This is a genomic window from Actinotignum sp. usb-actsch-rep-73 (assembly GCF_059082735.1).
In genome coordinates, this window is record NZ_JBHNPV010000073.1 from 121656 (window position 1) to 138389 (window position 16734).

Annotated in this window: 15 protein-coding genes; 11 read left to right on the forward strand and 4 right to left on the reverse strand. The window is 53.4% G+C overall.

What is annotated here, in order from left to right; translation table 11 throughout:
- Positions 1-274: 274 nt before the first annotated feature.
- Positions 275-421, reverse strand: a complete 147-nt coding sequence (locus tag AC5RE1_RS06345; protein WP_181002187.1) for a hypothetical protein — start codon at positions 419-421, stop codon at positions 275-277.
- A 273-nt stretch (positions 422-694) separates the two neighbouring features.
- On the opposite strand from AC5RE1_RS06345, the gene AC5RE1_RS06350 reads away from it, so the two are divergent.
- Positions 695-1399 (forward strand): DarT ssDNA thymidine ADP-ribosyltransferase family protein, encoded by a 705-nt coding sequence (locus AC5RE1_RS06350; RefSeq protein ID WP_006681612.1) that lies wholly within the window; start codon positions 695-697, stop codon positions 1397-1399.
- Positions 1392-2102 carry a DarT1-associated NADAR antitoxin family protein gene (locus AC5RE1_RS06355; protein WP_006681611.1) on the forward strand — a complete coding sequence of 237 codons (711 nt, stop codon included), beginning with the start codon at positions 1392-1394 and terminating at the stop codon, positions 2100-2102. Before AC5RE1_RS06350 ends, AC5RE1_RS06355 begins: the two co-directional genes overlap by 8 nt.
- A gap of 227 nt (positions 2103-2329) precedes the next feature.
- Here the strand turns inward: AC5RE1_RS06355 and AC5RE1_RS06360 are convergent, their stop codons facing one another.
- Entirely contained in the window at positions 2330-3316 is a 987-nt protein-coding gene (locus tag AC5RE1_RS06360) for a sugar-binding transcriptional regulator (RefSeq protein WP_006681610.1), read from the reverse strand.
- Between the two features lie 197 nt (positions 3317-3513).
- Here AC5RE1_RS06360 and AC5RE1_RS06365 point away from each other — a divergent pair, with 197 nt between their 5' ends.
- From AC5RE1_RS06365 to AC5RE1_RS06390, 6 genes are all read left to right on the forward strand, one after another.
- Positions 3514-4506 (forward strand): ABC transporter permease, encoded by a 993-nt coding sequence (locus tag AC5RE1_RS06365; RefSeq protein ID WP_006681609.1) that lies wholly within the window; start codon positions 3514-3516, stop codon positions 4504-4506.
- A 66-nt stretch (positions 4507-4572) separates the two neighbouring features.
- Complete coding sequence (locus AC5RE1_RS06370; RefSeq protein ID WP_243440791.1) at positions 4573-5598, forward strand: substrate-binding domain-containing protein; 1026 nt, start codon at positions 4573-4575, stop codon at positions 5596-5598.
- A 5-nt stretch (positions 5599-5603) separates the two neighbouring features.
- Positions 5604-7178, forward strand: coding sequence for a sugar ABC transporter ATP-binding protein (locus AC5RE1_RS06375; RefSeq protein WP_493938462.1), 1575 nt, complete (start codon positions 5604-5606; stop codon positions 7176-7178).
- Positions 7179-7181: 3 nt separating this feature from the next.
- Entirely contained in the window at positions 7182-7820 is a 639-nt protein-coding gene (locus AC5RE1_RS06380) for an SIS domain-containing protein (protein ID WP_101627249.1), read from the forward strand.
- A complete protein-coding gene (gene xylB, locus AC5RE1_RS06385) occupies positions 7817-9295 on the forward strand; it encodes a xylulokinase (RefSeq protein WP_103633596.1) in 1479 nt (492 codons plus the stop codon). The genes AC5RE1_RS06380 and xylB overlap by 4 nt, the downstream gene beginning before the upstream one ends.
- A 269-nt stretch (positions 9296-9564) precedes the next feature.
- Entirely contained in the window at positions 9565-9777 is a 213-nt protein-coding gene (locus AC5RE1_RS06390) for a metallophosphoesterase (RefSeq protein WP_285067792.1), read from the forward strand.
- Positions 9778-10259: 482 nt separating this feature from the next.
- On the opposite strand, the gene AC5RE1_RS06395 is transcribed toward AC5RE1_RS06390, so the two are convergent.
- Together AC5RE1_RS06395 and AC5RE1_RS06400 are read right to left on the reverse strand one after the other, a co-directional pair.
- A complete protein-coding gene (locus tag AC5RE1_RS06395; RefSeq protein ID WP_464812821.1) occupies positions 10260-12185 on the reverse strand; it encodes an Eco57I restriction-modification methylase domain-containing protein in 1926 nt (641 codons plus the stop codon).
- 469 nt (positions 12186-12654) lie between these two features.
- Positions 12655-13950: an alpha-amylase family protein gene (locus AC5RE1_RS06400; protein WP_493938463.1), complete on the reverse strand. Its 1296-nt coding sequence runs from the start codon at positions 13948-13950 to the stop codon at positions 12655-12657.
- A 180-nt stretch (positions 13951-14130) separates the two neighbouring features.
- On the opposite strand from AC5RE1_RS06400, the gene AC5RE1_RS06405 reads away from it, so the two are divergent.
- The 3 genes from AC5RE1_RS06405 (at position 14131) to AC5RE1_RS06415 (ending at position 16691) form a co-directional block, all read left to right on the forward strand.
- On the forward strand, positions 14131-15456 hold the full coding sequence (locus AC5RE1_RS06405; protein ID WP_493938464.1) for an MFS transporter: 1326 nt from the start codon (positions 14131-14133) through the stop codon (positions 15454-15456).
- 135 nt (positions 15457-15591) lie between these two features.
- Positions 15592-16422, forward strand: a complete 831-nt coding sequence (locus tag AC5RE1_RS06410) for a Sir2 family NAD-dependent protein deacetylase (RefSeq protein ID WP_257878494.1) — start codon at positions 15592-15594, stop codon at positions 16420-16422.
- Between the two features lie 65 nt (positions 16423-16487).
- Positions 16488-16691, forward strand: a complete 204-nt coding sequence (locus AC5RE1_RS06415) for a PRD domain-containing protein (protein WP_219811058.1) — start codon at positions 16488-16490, stop codon at positions 16689-16691.
- Positions 16692-16734 lie beyond the last annotated feature (43 nt).

Sequence of the window (16734 nt, forward strand, 5' to 3'; positions counted from 1 at the left end):
TTACTTGAATTAGAAATAAATTGAAAGTCAATAGTTAGAAATGGCAGTTCTACCTGTTTCGGCAAATTGTTCATAAAACATGGGCGAGATGTAAATGGATTATTGCAGTGTTTACTCCAAGACCCTAATTAACTTATTCGGGATGTTCCAGTGACTGTTGCTGGTTCGATCTTAGTTGACCGGGCATGTTCAATGCTTAACTTTGAAAATTCGGTTGAATACCCCAAATCACTAGAGTTAATATATAGGTTGGCTTAGCCCCCATTCCAAAATCTCAAACATGGCATCTAAACTCAACATCAATCTGCCCGTCAGTGGCAACCAGAATCTTCTCGGTGATGAGGTAGAGCAGGGCTTTGTCCCAGTCGAGCACGGGACTGCGGACGAAAAGTTGGACCTTTGGGTCTGGTTTGGAGTTCATATGTCTTGTTTGGTTGATGGGTCATGTGCATACGCTGGTGTGGTTCCTCAAGCTGCCGTTATAGAAGTAATTGACGACGAAGATTCGCGCTACGGGGTTGATTGGCGACAAAGAGATCGTTATCAAAAGATCGCCAGTAAGGTTGAGAAAGAATACGGGTGGCGAGAACCGTGATGATGCCATGTAATTGCATACCCTGCGGCTATTACGGTGCCATGATGTTGGGAAACGAACCCTTGTTAAAATATTCTCTTCAGGCAAGGTGACACTGAGATGAGAGAAGTAGTTGAGTATCTCGAAGATAGGGGAGTCGAGCACCTCGTTCATTTTACTCCTATTACAAACTTAGGGGGTATCAAAAAACGCGGTATTCTCCCTCGGAATGAGATTGACGGCTTCCCAGATATTGTATTTGAGGCACTGGATGAAGTACGGCTCGATGAGCGTACAGACATGTCATGTTTCTCGATCTCGTTCCCGAATTTCTTGATGATGTACCGCTACAGAACTAAGCTTTGGAGTCGGGAAGAGGATGTTGCACTTCTATTTATCCCGATTTCCGTGTTATCTGACCTCGAGTATGACCAAGTAGTGTTTTGTCCGTCTAATGCTGCCTCAAGAGAGTGCAGACGTACTGATCCACAAGACTTGCTCGGTCTCGCAGCAGTCGAAAAGTTGTTTGTTGAAGAGATGACCACAAGATCTGGGGTTGTATTCTCTCGACAGAGCGAAGACTTACCAGATTTTCTAACTACGAACCCACAAGCAGAAATCCAGATTGCTGCTACGATTCCATGGGAAAAAGTGTCCTTCGTAGTTGTTAATGATTATGAAACAAAGCAATCTTTGTTGCAATCCGGAATACACAGGAATGTCTACGCCAAGTGGGAAGTCAACAATGATTCATCTTTAAATGTATTTAAGTACCCCAGTTATTGGCGAGCATGGGTGGACGCTGCGGGGGATTTGCATGGCTAAGAGACCAGTCTTTCTTGTTTTGGACCGCCTGCCGTACGTTGATGAGCGGGAGACTGAATTTACGTTCCACCCCGGTTTTTCGATACAACAAAAGCAGCGTTCGATTGCTAGCCTGCATGATTCTTTTCATCTGTTGGAACCAGATCATGCGGTTTTGGAAGTCTCATCTAAAAGTCCTGACAGCCTGGGTGTTGAATTGAGCGCATTTAATCTAATGATCCATCATCCAGGCTACGGCGAGTATTCAGTTGAATCGGCATTTCAAGCTTCGAAGGTATTTTTACGAGGTGGGCCTTTTGTTGACTTATTTGAGGTCTCAAGCCGTGAGTCAAAAAGCGATCCCCGCTTGAAGGATAGTGGTCAATTGATCGGCTTTCGTTTTTTCTCGCGGGATTTCCCGTTAGAGCCAAAAACTTACTTTTACGACTGGTTATACGCATCTGCTCTGATTCGTAAACCTGATTTGCTTTCAGCAGTCGTCAAGTATGATGCCTTTACTGACATCGAGTTTAATCCGAACAAATCAATTAACTGCCAGGCGCGATCGGTTGCTAAGGCTGTTGGCCTGTGGAGGCAGAATCTGCTGGCTCAAGCCCTATCTTCCCCCGAGATTTTTCTGGAAATAGGCTACGGGCAGAAAGGTTCGGACAGCGGTGTTCCAAGGAAGCCCGAAGGAGTGCAGGTTCAAGATTTTCTTTTCTGACCTGAGCTGAACCCAATAAATGTCGTTCAACTAATCTCATAGAACACGATAGCTCTATAGTCGGTTGGGATGTTTTGCACCCACCTGTTTGGTTTTGCACCCACCTCTGGCGGTCGTGCACCCACCTAGTGCCTAAATGCACCCACCTACACTTCCGTATCCCTTTCAACGTGAAGGCAACAACCAGCCGGACTACTTCGCAGTCCGGGTTTTGTTTTGGCTGGGAGTCAGCGATACTTGCCCTTCGAAATCGCGGGGAGACTAAGGAGTTCTTGCGCAACTTCCGCGGTAGTAACAAGAGCAGTTGGGATCCCTGAACGACACACGGCGTGGATTGCTTCTGTCTTTTGTGTTCCGCCAGCAACCATCAGGACGTTAGGGACCTTCAAGATTTGCTCGACGGTTATGGAAATACGGCGATCGTTCAGGGAGAGATTGAGGTAGTTGCCGTCGGCATCAAAGAAAACGCCAGTGGAATCGGCCACCGCACCACGCTGATCCAAGACTTCAATGTCGCTCTGAGGAAGCACTTGCTCAAGCTGGGTGACGCGAGAATCCCAAGCGCCGACAGATAAGACTGCGATGTCAATGTCATCGAAGAGCTCAAGGACGCGAGCAACAGCTGGTTCTTTCCTCTGAACCTTCGCCGTTTCAGCTGAAGAACTGAACAGGGGAGCGATAAGCATTCGCCCTTCAACGCCAGATTGCTGACTGATCTGTCCGATCAAAGTGATTGGAGACTTTGAAGGATCGTCACCAATTACTCCTGTAATTTGAACAAACTCTGATGGGGGAAGAGGCCCAAGATAACGGGCGATAGGCATCAAAGTACGACCCCAAGAGAAACCGATGCGGTCGTTCGGTCGAATATTTGTGGAGAGATACTTGGCTGCTTGACGCGCCAGAGTATCTCTTTCGGTTACAACATTTCGGTTAGCTTCAACAAGACAGACATGGTCAAGATGGAGATGGCGAGCAAGAAGCTGAGCTAGCTCATCAATGTTGACGCCAACGTTTGAGATTTCGATTCTGACCATGCCAATGGCGCGGGCTTTTTCGAGCAGGCGGGCAACGCGAAAACGCGAAATGCCAAACTCATTTCCGATCTGCATTTTACTGACATCGTCAAAGTAGAAGCGGCGCGCGATTGCTTCCATGAGTTCAGATTGAGTGAGCTCGGTAGATCCTTGGCGAGGCTGACTGGGGGTGTACATGTTGCAACTCCATAATGCTCAAGCGAGGGAGGACTCCGAATCGCCTTGATATTACTACCAGTATTATCATGTAGTGCTCATTTGAGTGCTGTTTAGGTAGTTGCGTACTCATATGATTGGTGTTAATTTAACCGTATTCGAGCACAACGCGGTGCTCAAGTGAGCAAAGGGAAGTTATGTCGCCTCGAAGAAGACGAATGCCTCAGGAACTTGGCGTTTTCGTTGTTGTTATTTTGGTAGCAGCAGTGATGGGTATTCTTTCACCGGAGTTTCGTACCGCTAGCAACCTTTCAGTGTTGCTTCTTAACGGCTCTGTGGTCACATTCCTTGCTATCGGTCAGGCGTGCGTGCTTCTTACCGGTGGCATCGACTTGTCGGTTGGTTCGAACATTGCTTTGACCGGTGTTATTGCAGCAATTGCAATGCACGCCGGTGCACCATGGTGGGCCGGAGCCCTCGTCGCCATCGTTGTGGGCATCGCAGTCGGTGTCTTCAACGGTGTCATGGTCCACTACGGAAAGCTCCCGCCGTTCATCGTCACCTTCGCAACCTTCGGTATTTCTGCGTCAATCCCGAACATTCTGACTCAGGCCAAGTCGGTGACTATTACCGAGCCGCTCTTCGCTGTCTTCGGTCGTGGCAAGATCTTCTCCGTCCCGGTCCCGATCATCATGGTCATTATCGCGGCACTGATTATCAGCTACTTCTTGCGTCACACCGCAACAGGTCTTCACATCTACGCAGTTGGTGGCAACCGTGAAACTGCACGTCTTGCCGGCATCAATATCGCGAAGACCACGATTCTGGTCTACGTCATCTCTGGTGTGTGCGCAGCATTTGGCGGCATCATTACGGCTTCTCGTTTGATGGTCGGCTATCCGACAGCAGGTTCGGGCACCGAGCAGTTCTACTCGATTGCATCGGCAGTTGTTGGTGGCGTCAGCCTCTTCGGCGGTGTCGGCACGATTCTCGGTGCATTCATCGGCGCGCTTTTGATCGCTACCGTTTCGAACGGCATGAACGTTATCGGCGTCGACTCTTACTGGCAGCCACTCGTCATCGGCGTGATCATTCTTGGTGGTGTCCTGCTTGATACCAACAAGGCTGGCCTGAGCACCCTGACTTCTCGCTTAAAACTAGGAAAGGAAAGCTCAAAGGCTGATACTTCTCAGCCGACCCCATCCCACTGACTTGTTTCAGCAATCGGCTGAAATAACAGAACGTCTCTTCACGCAGAGAACACAACAAGGAGGACAATGATGTCTATTCGCAAGAAGCTTGGTACTACCGCAGTTGTCACTGCAGCAGTACTCACTCTTGGCGCATGTGGTGGTATCGATACGGGCACGGGTAGCAACACCCCAGCCAGTGGCAATGCAACAGGATCGGGTGCATCGGCAACTCTGCCGGAATCGTGCTCGTCAGACAATCCGACGATTGCAGTTCTGCTTCCGAACCAGACCAACCCTTACTACGTCGCAATGAAGGAAGGGTTTGAAACCGCTGGAACTGACAACGGCTTCACTGCTGAAGTTCAGATTGCAGACGACGACGATGCACAGCAGCTCGCTCAGGCAGAAGCTGCACTGCAGAAGAAGCCGTGTGCACTGGCACTGAACCCCGTGAAGTCCGAGCCGGCAGCGGCAATTGTTCGCGCCGCGAATGACGCTGGTATCCCCGTATTCACCGTCAACGTTACTGTTAACGAAGATGCTCTGAAGGCACAGAACGCAACGATCATCCAGTACCTGGGTGCAGATAACAAGCAGGGGGGCATTGACACCGCAAAGGTCGTCCTTGAAGACATGGGCGCAGACACTGCTCTGAACATTGGTCTGGTCACCGAACCCGATGAGGTTCCGGTTGTTATTCGTGACGAAGGCTTCCAGGAAGCGATCGCCGAGAACCCGAACGCAAAGGTCGTTGCCTCTGTTGACGGCAACGTGAAGGTCACCGACTCCTTGGACGTCACCGCAGCAATGCTACAGGGCAACCCGGATATGAATGTCATCTTCGCTTCGACTGGCCCGGCAGCACAGGGCGCGATTGAAGCCGTCAAGGCTTCGGGTCGCGACGTGAAGGTCTACGGCTTCTGCGCACCTGAAATCACCACCACCGATGCATACCCGGCATGTGTGGCACAGGAACCTGCTGACTACGGTAAGCGCGTTGTCGAGCAGATCGCTGCATACGTGAAGGGCGAGACGGTTGAGTCCGAGATTCTCCGTCCGCTGAAGATGTTCCGCAATGGTGAAACCCCCGCAGCTGGAGAGGTTGGCTGAACAACATGGCAATGAAGGACATGCCCAGGGGCGCTGGAAGCTTCGAGGCTAGTGAAATCACAAAGGACTATTCTGGGGTACCTGTGCTCCTGGGTGTGTCCCTCACATTGCACCCCGGTGAGATTGTCGGCCTTGTTGGCCATAACGGTGCAGGCAAGTCGACGCTCTTGAAAGTTTTGTCTGGAGCGCACAAGCAGTCTGGTGGCACGCTTCGTATCAACGGGCAACGCGTCGAATTTGCTTCCCCCTCGGAAGCCATTGATTCAGGCGTCTCGACCGTCTACCAGGAACTGTCACTGCTTCCTAACTTGACGGTTGCCCAGAACGTATGGCTTGGGCGTGAGCCTCGCCGCGCCCCATTTTCTCTCGACCAGGCAAAGATGAAGAAGGGGGCCCAAGAACTCGTAGATGAGTTCGGCATCGATGTTGACGTGGATCGTTTGGTTGGTTCCTACCCGGTCGCAGTTCGTCAGCTACTAGAAATCGCGATTGCCTCAAGTCGTGAAACAAAGTACCTCCTGCTTGACGAGCCGACGACGGCACTTGAAGGTGACCAGGTTACGGAGCTCTTGGCTTATATCCGCAAGATCGCAAATGAACGTGGCATTGGTGTATTGATAATCAACCACAAGCTTGACGAACTCTACGGAGTTGCAGATCGTATCGTTGCCTTAATGAACGGCAAAGTTCTGCTTGACTCCTCAGTTGAGAGCATTGATCGTCACGCTGTTGTTGCCGCGATTGCTGGCGCGGATCACGCAGAGCGTGTCGAAGTTCAGCGTGAAAAGACCAGCGATCATCCCGTTAAGATGACGGTTGAAAACCTCAAAGGACACCTGTTGAACGGTGTTTCCTTCGAAGCACGTTCTTCGGAGATCCTCGGCATCTACGGCCTTGGCGGTTCTGGACGCTCAGAGTGCCTGCGTGCAATCGCAGGTATTGATCCGGCTACATCCGGTGCGATTGTGATGCCCGATGGTGAGCGTTTTCTGCCGAAGACTCCACGTGAATCGATGAAGCATCGAATCGCATTCTTGACCGAAGAACGCAAGCAAGATGGCATTGTTCCCCAAATGAACAGCTATTTGAACGCTTCGCTTCCGGTTCTTAAGAAGTTCTCCTCTTTCTCATACCTGAACAACAAGAAGCTGGTTGAATCCACGGACGAGCTACTTGAATCAACAGGTATTAAAGGTGACCCGCAGTCGCCGATTACTTCCTTGTCTGGTGGCAACCAGCAGAAGGTGATTATTGCCCGCGCATTGATGCAGGATCCGGAGATCCTGTTGCTCGATGAGCCCAGTAAAGGCGTTGATATCGGCGCAAAGTCCGATATCCATACTCTTTTGCGGAAACTTGCCCACGAAGACGATCGCACGGTCGTCATGGTTTCTTCCGAAGAAGAAGAGATCTTGGACGTTGCAGATCGCGTGCTCGTCTTTGTTGGGGGACAGGTTGTGGCCGGTCCTCTGGATGCTGCGGAACTGGATATCGCAACACTTCGTACGTTGGCATGGCACGAAAGCGATGACGACGCTACGAACCAAACCTCACACGTATATTTAGCTGAAGGTGAATAAACAATGACCCTGACCGTTTCAATGACTGACGAAGAGCTTATCGTCTTTGGGCGCAACGAAGCGAGTAGCGAGCTGAGCGCTATCGGCAAGGTTGCCGACCAATTCACAGATTCTTTCGTCGAAACAGTCCACCTGCTCGCAGAGTGCACTGGAAAGGTTATCGTAACCGGTAGCGGAACCTCGTCCACGATTGCACGACGCCTGGCCCACCTCTTGTCCGTCACCTGCAAGCCCGGCTTGTTCGTTCACGCCATGGATGCTTTGCACGGCACAATGGGCGCCATTGAACCCACGGACGTGCTGATCGCGATTTCGAAGGGCGGCGAGTCCGATGAAATCAATAATCTGTGCAAGCTGGTCCACGACAAGGGAACGAAGCTCATTGGACTAGGGGAGCACCCCGAATCGACCTTTGCCTCTTTGTGTGATGTGTTTGTTCACCTTCACACTGATGAAGGCGGAGACCCCGAAAATGTGATTGCAATGGGGTCAACGTTGCTTGCCGCAGTGTGGGGCGACGCGCTTGTTCGTACCATGATGAAGCTGAATGAATGGGATGTTTCCGAGTCCTTGTCGCTCCATCCCGCGGGATTTGTGGGCAAGAGTGCTGAAGAGATTCTACGCCAGCAGGAATCGAAATGACTAACGATCGCCTGGTCATCGGCATTGATCTTTCTACGCAGTCGTGCACGGTTGAAGCCCGACGCGTTGAGGATTTTGAAGTTGTAGCGCGACAACGCCTGCCGTTGGCGTCTACGACTCCGCCTGTTTCAGAACAGAATGCCGATGACTGGTGGGAGGCGCTTGTTCAGGCTTTCCATCTGATGAAAGCTGATATTGATCTGCAGGCTGTTCGTGCGATTGGTGTCAGCGGTCAGTGTCATGGTCTTGTTCCGCTGGATGGGGACAACCATGTGATTCGTCCTGTGAAGTTGTGGAATGACACAACATCAGCGCCTCAGATTGATGCGCTTATTACTCGATTTGGCGCCGACTATTGGGCGCAGAGGGTTGGTTCTGTCCCGACTGCTGCCTTCACGATCGGTAAGCTCGCATGGCTTATTGAGAATGAGCCGGCCACGATTGCACGCCTACACCGTATTCTGTTGCCTCACGATTACTTGGTTTTCAAGCTGACGGGTGAAGCAGTCACAGATCGTTCGGAAGCTTCTGGCACCGGCTACTTTAATTCGCAGTCGAATTCCTATGATTTCGAATTGCTACGCGGATGCTTCGGCGACGTGTTGACGTGGGAATCATTGTTCCCGCGGGTCGGTCAGCCCAATGATGTGGCTGGAACCGTCCTTCCTGACGTTGCCAACTTGCTGGGGCTACCCACTGATGCGGTTGTAACCGTCGGTGGTGGTGACCAACATATGGCTGCTCTGGGACTTGGAATCAATGACGGTGACGTAGTTTTCAGCTTGGGCACCAGTGGCGTTGTGTACACGTCCAGTAGCGTTCCCGTTACATCTGGAATCGTGGATGGTGTTGCGAACGTTGTGGGTGGCTACTTGCCTCTGGCATGCACGTTGAACTGCACGAAGGTAACGGATTGGGCTGCGCGTCTGCTGGGAGTTTCTGTGCAGGAACTCGATCAGCTGGCATTGGATGCGTATCGCTCCCATGATCCGTTCCCTGTTTTTGCTGCGTACCTTGATGGGGAGCGTTCGCCAGCGTATCCGGGTACGACTGGTGTGATTGCTGGTTTAACCAGTGATATGACTCGTGAGCGGTTTGCGGAGGCGATCTTCGTTGGGGTTATTGCTGGACTACTGCGAGGCTTGGATGCGATTCATCAGTCTGGTGTGTCTACCGATGGGCGTGCGATTGCTGTAGGCGGTGGTGCACGATCGGCTGCCTATACGCAGATCATCGCTGATCTGCTGGGGCGGTCTATCGATGTGATTCGTGAGCCTGAAGCGACAGCACGAGGGGCCTGTATTCAAGCGTTGTCTGCGATTACGACGGGTGACGTGGTCATCGTGGCGCGTGATCAACAGCCGTCAGTTTTGGCAACGGTGAATCCCCAGGGGCACTTGTCTTGGGATGAAGTCCGCGATCGCTACATTTCAGTGTGTGACTACGCGGCTTCAACCGCGCATCTGCGTTCTTGATCAGATGTTTTGAAGCCTTACGCTTCGCCAAAGTAGATCTTTATGCGACTGCGCGTCCTTGGAGGAATAAGTGTATAGGCATTACGCGTTCAATGACGGTGTAGTCAGTCGCCTGGGTTATTGCGTGCGTATTTCTGTAGGTTGTTGCCACGCCTCTTCACGTCTTGCCAATCGGTTGCTACATGGTTGTCGTTAGCCTAAGAAGGTAGGCGCTAAGCATCATGAGATTGTGACTCGTGTGAGGAGTGGCGAAGGGAATCAGATATGTGATGTCCGATATTCACGGGCATCTCGATGCATTAGAAGATCCTCCTGCGCGTATTGGCTTGGGTGCTGACGACCAGTTGTTCTTCTTGGGTGACTACATTGATGGTGGTCTGCAGTCGCTTGAGGTTCTCGAACGGGCGATAGGTTTGGTTGACTCAGCTCCATATCAAGCGATCGCTCTTCCGGGTAATCATGAAGTCGACTTTATTGATTGAGCTCTGGTCTGTGACGACCCGTACACGTGGCCAAATGCGGACAAAGATCCGTTCGAACAAGTGGAAACGCTGGGAGTAATGCTTCGTGATGCGGTTGTCTCGACAACACAGACCATTGCTGAGGTTGCTGGATCAGCTGCCGTTGTTCTACAACTGCTACATTGATTGCGACGTCGAGAAAACGGGGAGGCTCGGAATATTCACCACCTGAGGTGAGCTCTACGAGCTTTTCTCAAGGTGAGCAGTGTACGAATGGAGAGCACCTCAGGAGGACTGATGAGGCTCGAAACCCATCGTGGCTGACGTCGTCACCAGGGATGGCGAACGTACAGACCTTGATACGTCGAATGTCGTCATGACAAGGCATCTCCTTACCGCCGTCATTGTACTGAGCCAACGAGGCCACGGTGTGCCAGAGAGACAATGCGACAGGAGCTTTAGCGCGGCGAATCATAGTGAGAAGCAACGCAAAATTCAGATATTCATTCGCGTAAGCCCCCACATACCAAAGTACGAACAGGCATCTCCTGAGCCCGCTCGTTCACGAAAGTCTTTTCGGCTTCCGACAGCCCAAAGAAATCAGCCAACTGCGAATCAATCACTGGAACTAAAGACCCCCAATCGATGCTCAAATCAGCTGGAGCCTTGCTCACCAAGTTCGGCACATTCGCCCACACCGCGCGCTTGTTATCCTGCGTCACCTTCAAAGACCCAAGAAGAAGCCTCGCGAACTTCGTATGCAAAAACGTCGCTAGTTCTTCAGCTTCCTTACGCGTCCCAAACGCGCCGATAGAAATGAATGACTGCGTATGAGCGAAACCAGGGGGCAACAGAACAGGAGGAGCAAGAACCTCACCCAACTTGCCCGCGCCATTCGACTTCGCCAGCGCAACTTTCCACGCATCCAAATTTGGATGATCGCGCACGTAACGACGATCAATAAACTTCACAAGTCGGCGATTATTCTGCCGGCCAAGCACTCCGATCATTCCTCTGTGGGCAACATCGTGAAAAACCTCAGGCAACACATCGAAACAATTCGTCGTCATATCAAACGAATGCCCCGCAGAAACACGTTCAATCGCCTGCGGATGCTCGACATACAACACCAAAGTGAACCGGTAGCTCTCGGGAGCAAACACAATCTGATCAAGAAAACTGTCAGCGACCGCATGAACTCGAGCAACAATCGAACGCAACTCACGGTCAGGAATGAACGAGCCGATCGGGGGCAAAGAAACGTTCGTATCCCGCAGAGTGACAGCGATCCCGCCCTTCACTTCAGCAGCAGGAAAAACGCGTCGACTATCCGCCTCAAACAAAGACACGCTCACATGCGGGTCTGAAAGAACCTGACGATTCCACTTCTTCGAAGTCTTCCCAGCATTAAATAAGAAGCGAGCCGGCGTTACGAAACACGCCAGAGGAGACACCCTAAACGCAAAATCCATGAAGTCCGGGTAAATCTGACGATCGCTAGTGTCAGCCATCGCCTTCTGATACGGCGGATTGGCGACCGTAACGTCAAAGGAGTCAACAGGAAGAACAACATCCGCCCCAGACGGAGACTTCAACGTCAGCCCATCCATCTGCCAGACGTTTCGGGCAATTGCATGAGCTACTTCGGTCAGTTCGTCTGTGACAAGAGAACGCCCAAGCAGAGCCGATGTTGCTTCATCAAACGAAGCCAGAAGATTCAGGCGCGCAAGCAACAAAGAATCGCCCTGAAGCTCGAATCCGAAGCTCGCCCTCAATGCGCGCAACGCCCAATTAAGCGTTGCGGCCTCGTCACCCAATGAAACGGGAATAGCTGCCAACTTGCGGTCTAAAAACCCAACGCGCCCACCAAGGCCAATCGGTTCGCCCGTCGTAGCGTCATACCGGCTGGTCAAATACGGAGCCTCGCCACACGCGATTTCAAGTACCCGACGATCCACGTAGTTTTCCCACGCTTTGCCAGACACGTCATCGAAGGCGGGGAGCGTTGGTCGGAGCGGACGCAATATGCTGGCAGACGCATCCAGGATCGCATCATCACAAGGCTCGTGGACTCCAGACCACGCATGATCCACGACATCATTTTGAAAGTTCACCAGCCACGCCGGAGTGAAAATCTCAGCGCGTTCTTTCGTCCGAACAGCCTGAGCGTCACGCGCCTTCGTTGTGCGCGGAGTAATCAAGCCAGGATTCGCGTTCAAAACATCAAGGGTGATCTGCTGATCAGCATGGATTCCCAGATCCTCATAGTCTTGGGTCGCCCACACAATATTGCGCGAGAAGACACCAGTATTGCTACCGTCGGCGCCAGCAGGTGTGTCCGCGTCAGTGGAAGTCGCATAATCTCGAAGCAAAAGTGGCAGTAGATCAGCGAAACGCGCGGACAGGTCAAGGGCCTGCGAGCGTTGCATCGGATCACCTCACGAATTGGACGGGACTTCCCTCATAAGGCTACCTTCCGAGATACTGATGCGAACCACCTCTCCGCTTCAGAACGTTGTTGAGAGGAGACATCATGATCCAACGAATGGCCTCGGTCTTCCCCGGAATCTTTCTGCTGATTATCGTTCTTTCTGCTAATTATCGTTGCGACAATATCCAGCGTTGAAAGCGATGTCATTTTTCGGCCACATCCAGCATTGTGAGTGCTCTTGATTGTCTCGCCAGCAGATCTCATCTGGTCTTTAACTTCAATTCGGCAGCTACGACCGAGTACTTCCATGTTGTCACGCGTCGGAACACGCTGGGGCGACCGATTAGTGTTCTTGACGCCAGATTGTGTCTATGTGCGTGACGCGTGTGGCAGTTCTTGCAACTTCGAACGCCAAGGATTTTCAGGGGGCTGGTGTAGAGCTCGTCAATCCTTGGGACTAAGAACAGCTATTTCTGCCAGAGTGTGTGCCCGGCCTCGTCCAGGATGAGGGCGTGAGCGGTTCCGGCCTCGTCGATTGACAAATGGACATCCACGAAGGTGGAATCATCGCCTGGGGCGCATGAGCGGTAGGAGTAGCTCGTGTTAGCGACAGCGACGGTTGTTGTGAGTGCACGGGTCAGCCACGGACGCTTTCTACGTAGCCAGACCAGCGACCTCAATGCCTGGTAGGTTGTGTGCCCAAACCCTAGCAATTCGCCGGGAGATGCGGGCAGGGGAGGACGCACCGCGTCATCGCCGAACTGGCGGTCTTCTTTCACCCCCGTGAAGCCCTGCTCATCGCCGTAGTAGATCGACGGTGTACCACCCAGCGTCATGATGATCGCCTGCGCCACCAGTCCGCCATCGGCGCCAAGCAGAGACGAGATGCGCGTCGTGTCATGATTGCCCACGAACGTCTGCGGAACGAACGTCTCTAAGAATTCGCCGTGGCGTTTCAGCGTCCAATCGAGCTCAAAGAAATTCTTATCCGTGATCGACGACCACATTGCCTTCCACAATTCGTACTGCGTGACCGTATCAACGTGGGCATCCCCAACGAACGCGGGGTAGTCACCGTGAATGACTTCGCCGAGGAAGAAAGTATCGGGGTGCGAGGCCCGGACTCGGTCGCACACGTCTGCCCAGAACTCAGTTGGAACGGAATATGCTGCATCAAGTCGCCACCCATCGATGCCACGGGCACACCAATACTCCATTACCTGCTGAACAAAATCCTTGACGCACGCGTTCGTGTGGTCGAAGCGCACGAGGTCCTGGTTCCCTTCAAAGAACCAGGGGTAGGGGCCACCGTCGGACTCCCAATCAATGTGGAATAGGGGAGCATCAGGGGAATTGGGCGTTCCGAAAACGGGATCCTTGCCGGCTTCAAGAACCGCGCGCAGAGGCTGATACTGGTCGCTGACGTGCGAAAATACGCCATCGAGCATGATGTTCATTCCGTGAGCATGGCATGCCTCAACCAGCGCGTCGAAGTCTTCGACACTGCCCAGACGCGGATCGATACGGAAATAGTCGAGCGTGTCGTATCCGTGCGTCGCCGAATCAAAGATCGGGCCGACTAGCAGTCCCGTCGCACCAAGCTCGGTGGCATAATCCAACCAGTTGATCAACATTCGCAGGCGCGGGGTTTCTGTCCGATCACCGTCGCGAATCGGCGCGCCACACGCTCCCAGCGGGTACACGTGCCACCATATGGAATCTGCTCCGGGCGTGCGATCAGAGGGTGAAACGCTGTGGGTCATAGGCAAACTGTAGCCCGTGACGCAGGGGAATCGAGGTGGAACACAAGGTGGAGCACAAACGGACAGTGCGGGTGCAGGCGTGACCTGATTGTGCGCACGCTGAACTTTAAGGGTGCGACTGTGACCAAGCAATCGCGGGCAAGTTTGCGCGCCCACAACGCACAATGCGACCCTGGATGTATGAGTTCTTCTGAGCGCGACATGACCGCCAGACCCGAAGGCGTATCTTCGTCGACTGGTGTGAAGCCACGGCGCGTTTCCACACTGTCGACCGTGATGGCGCTGGTTGCTGTCCTCACGATCTCACCCTCGATGCGCGTCGGAGCAACATCGCTCGGGCCTGTCCTGACTGGTGTCCAATCCACTTTTGGAGTGGGAGCGATGGCGGTTGGTCTGCTCTCCGCGTTGCCGTGTATTGTCTTTGCTCTCATTGGCGTACTGGCAGTTCCACTGTCAAAGCGCTTCGGACTGACGTGCGTCGTAACCGTCGCAATGGCCGTGACAACCATCGGCTTGGGTGTGCGTCCCCTCGTGTCGAACTACTGGGCGTTCCTCCTGCTCAGTGTTGCTGGACTTGCTGGTCCCGCCGTCGCTAATGTCATCGTGCCAGCGTGGATCAAACTGCACAAAGCTGGTCGCACGGTTCTGCTTCTGACGGTCTACGGTAGCGTTCTCCCGCTGGGTGGCGCGGCGGGTTCCTTCCTCAGCGCGCCGATTGGGGGGCCTGATTCATCCGGCTGGCGAACCGCGCTGTTCATCTGGGCACCGTGTGCACTGTTGGCAGTGTTCGTCTGGCTTCTCGTCTGGAAGAGTGTCGGTCGAGACACTCCGCCACTCGCTCACTCTTCTGGGCCCGTACCTGAGTCTTCTATGCTGCTGACAGGGGACGAGGCCCCCCAGTCGTCATCGCCCTCAGCTACCAACAGGCGGAGCCTGATGACGTCACCAACCGCCGTGGCGTTGATGGTCGCGTTTGGCCTTCAATCTTTGAATGCCTATGTTCAATTTGGTCAGCTTCCAACGATTCTCACAATGGTGGGAGTCGACCGAACAAGCGCAGCTGCGATGGTCGCAGCCATCAACCTGTGGACACTTGTTGGTGGCTTGATTATGCCGAAGATCGTTGACTCGGTGAAGAACTTGCCTCTTGTCTCTCTGCTCTTCGGGGTGCTGACTGCTTCCGGTTATCTCGGCCTCTTGCTTGCTCCAACCTTCTCTCCCTGGCTGTGGGTGACGCTGCTGTCGATCGGCGGCTTCATGTTCCCGCTCTGCGTCACTCTGATCCCTGCGCGCGCTCGCACTGCATCGATGACCGCGCGCCTGTCGGGTATGACTCAGCCTGGCGCATATATTGTCGCAGCATTCGGTCCGATCATTGTTGGCATGGTGCTTCAAGCAACCGATTCGACTACTCCTGTTCTGATCTTCCTGACGATCATGGCTCTCTTGATGGGCATCATTGGCATGCGAGCATCCGCTCCCGTATTCGTTGACGACGAAGTGTAAGAGCAGGCGGCCTCGTACCTGAACGGTGGCCGAATGACGCAAAAGTGGCTGGCATTTGCATCCGCCCAATCTCATAACGCACCAACATGCCACTCCTGATGGTGGTACAACGGAGAAAAGTGTTCGCGGGGAGGAATGACGATGCAAGGAAGCGTCGAAGAAGCAATCGACATTGCGCGCGGTGGTCGAATTCTGGCGGTGACTGGCGCGGGAATGTCCACCGACTCGTCCCTGCCGGATTATCGAGGCACCGGCTCAACCCCTACAACCCCAGTTGATGTCGACATGTTTACGTCCGACCCCGTGTGGTATCGCTGGCTCTGGTATCGCAATGAAGCGACGTGGAAAATCCTCGAAAACTGCCAGCCCAACGATGGGCATCGGGCGCTTGCCACGATGGAAGCATCCGGACATCTGCTGGGCGTCTCCACGCAGAACGTCGACCGGCTGGACGCGCGCGCTGGAACGCGTAACGTCTGGGAGCTCCACGGACGTTACGACACGGTTGAATGCCTGAGCTGTGGATCCGTCACGCCCCGCGCAGCATTGTCCGTGCGGTTGCGTGCGTTGAATCCGGACCTCGTCGAAGAAACCGATCCCGCGCACGTCGATATCACCCCCGATGCCCGTCGCGACTTAGCCGAAGTCTGCACGTTCACTCCCGTGTACTGTGAACGCTGTGGCGGAATGCTGAAGCCGTCCATCGTCATGTTCGGCGAAGGGCTGCCCGAGTCCGCGTTCGGTCCATCCCTCGATATGGCCGCGTCGTGCAATGTTGTGTTGGTCGCGGGCACGTCACTCGCCGTCTCCACCGGCTTGTGGGTTGTTCACGAGGCCATGCGTGCAGGTGCTGCCCTGATCGTAGTGAATAGGGGAGTGACAGCCGTGGATCGCTTCGCCGACGTTCGGATTGAGGCAGGCACGTCTGAGGTACTACCTCAGATTGCTAGTGCGCTCGCCGGCTGAACATATCGAGGCGTGGCAGGTTGCCCACGTTGTGCGCGGTTGAAGAACATCTCAGGTGTGACAGGGTGAAGGTAGCTGCTCGTTCTCTCGAGCACCACATGCGTGCAGTCGTTCAATCAATCGTTGACTCATATCCGAAAGAAAACACGTGTGCGAAGACAATCGCAGCACTGGTCGAGCTGAGACTCGGTTCTTCTTTGTCGACCGATGAGATCGCGTACCTGACACTTCATTGTGCACGCTTGTCGATGCCGACTCCGGCTCAGTGACGATGCTACGAAGCTGAGGCGACGTATTCTGCGCTAGTCATCA

Bases quoted from the DNA above. Each gene is read 5' to 3' on its own strand.
- AC5RE1_RS06345 (WP_181002187.1), bottom strand. From the start codon at position 421: ATGAACTCCAAACCAGACCCAAAGGTCCAACTTTTCGTCCGCAGTCCC.
- AC5RE1_RS06350 (WP_006681612.1), top strand. From the start codon at position 695: ATGAGAGAAGTAGTTGAGTATCTCGAAGATAGGGGAGTCGAGCACCTC.
- AC5RE1_RS06355 (WP_006681611.1), top strand. From the start codon at position 1,392: ATGGCTAAGAGACCAGTCTTTCTTGTTTTGGACCGCCTGCCGTACGTT.
- AC5RE1_RS06360 (WP_006681610.1), bottom strand. From the start codon at position 3,316: ATGTACACCCCCAGTCAGCCTCGCCAAGGATCTACCGAGCTCACTCAA.
- AC5RE1_RS06365 (WP_006681609.1), top strand. From the start codon at position 3,514: ATGCCTCAGGAACTTGGCGTTTTCGTTGTTGTTATTTTGGTAGCAGCA.
- AC5RE1_RS06370 (WP_243440791.1), top strand. From the start codon at position 4,573: ATGATGTCTATTCGCAAGAAGCTTGGTACTACCGCAGTTGTCACTGCA.
- AC5RE1_RS06375 (WP_493938462.1), top strand. From the start codon at position 5,604: ATGGCAATGAAGGACATGCCCAGGGGCGCTGGAAGCTTCGAGGCTAGT.
- AC5RE1_RS06380 (WP_101627249.1), top strand. From the start codon at position 7,182: ATGACCCTGACCGTTTCAATGACTGACGAAGAGCTTATCGTCTTTGGG.
- xylB (WP_103633596.1), top strand. From the start codon at position 7,817: ATGACTAACGATCGCCTGGTCATCGGCATTGATCTTTCTACGCAGTCG.
- AC5RE1_RS06390 (WP_285067792.1), top strand. From the start codon at position 9,565: ATGTCCGATATTCACGGGCATCTCGATGCATTAGAAGATCCTCCTGCG.
- AC5RE1_RS06395 (WP_464812821.1), bottom strand. From the start codon at position 12,185: ATGCAACGCTCGCAGGCCCTTGACCTGTCCGCGCGTTTCGCTGATCTA.
- AC5RE1_RS06400 (WP_493938463.1), bottom strand. From the start codon at position 13,950: ATGACCCACAGCGTTTCACCCTCTGATCGCACGCCCGGAGCAGATTCC.
- AC5RE1_RS06405 (WP_493938464.1), top strand. From the start codon at position 14,131: ATGAGTTCTTCTGAGCGCGACATGACCGCCAGACCCGAAGGCGTATCT.
- AC5RE1_RS06410 (WP_257878494.1), top strand. From the start codon at position 15,592: ATGACGATGCAAGGAAGCGTCGAAGAAGCAATCGACATTGCGCGCGGT.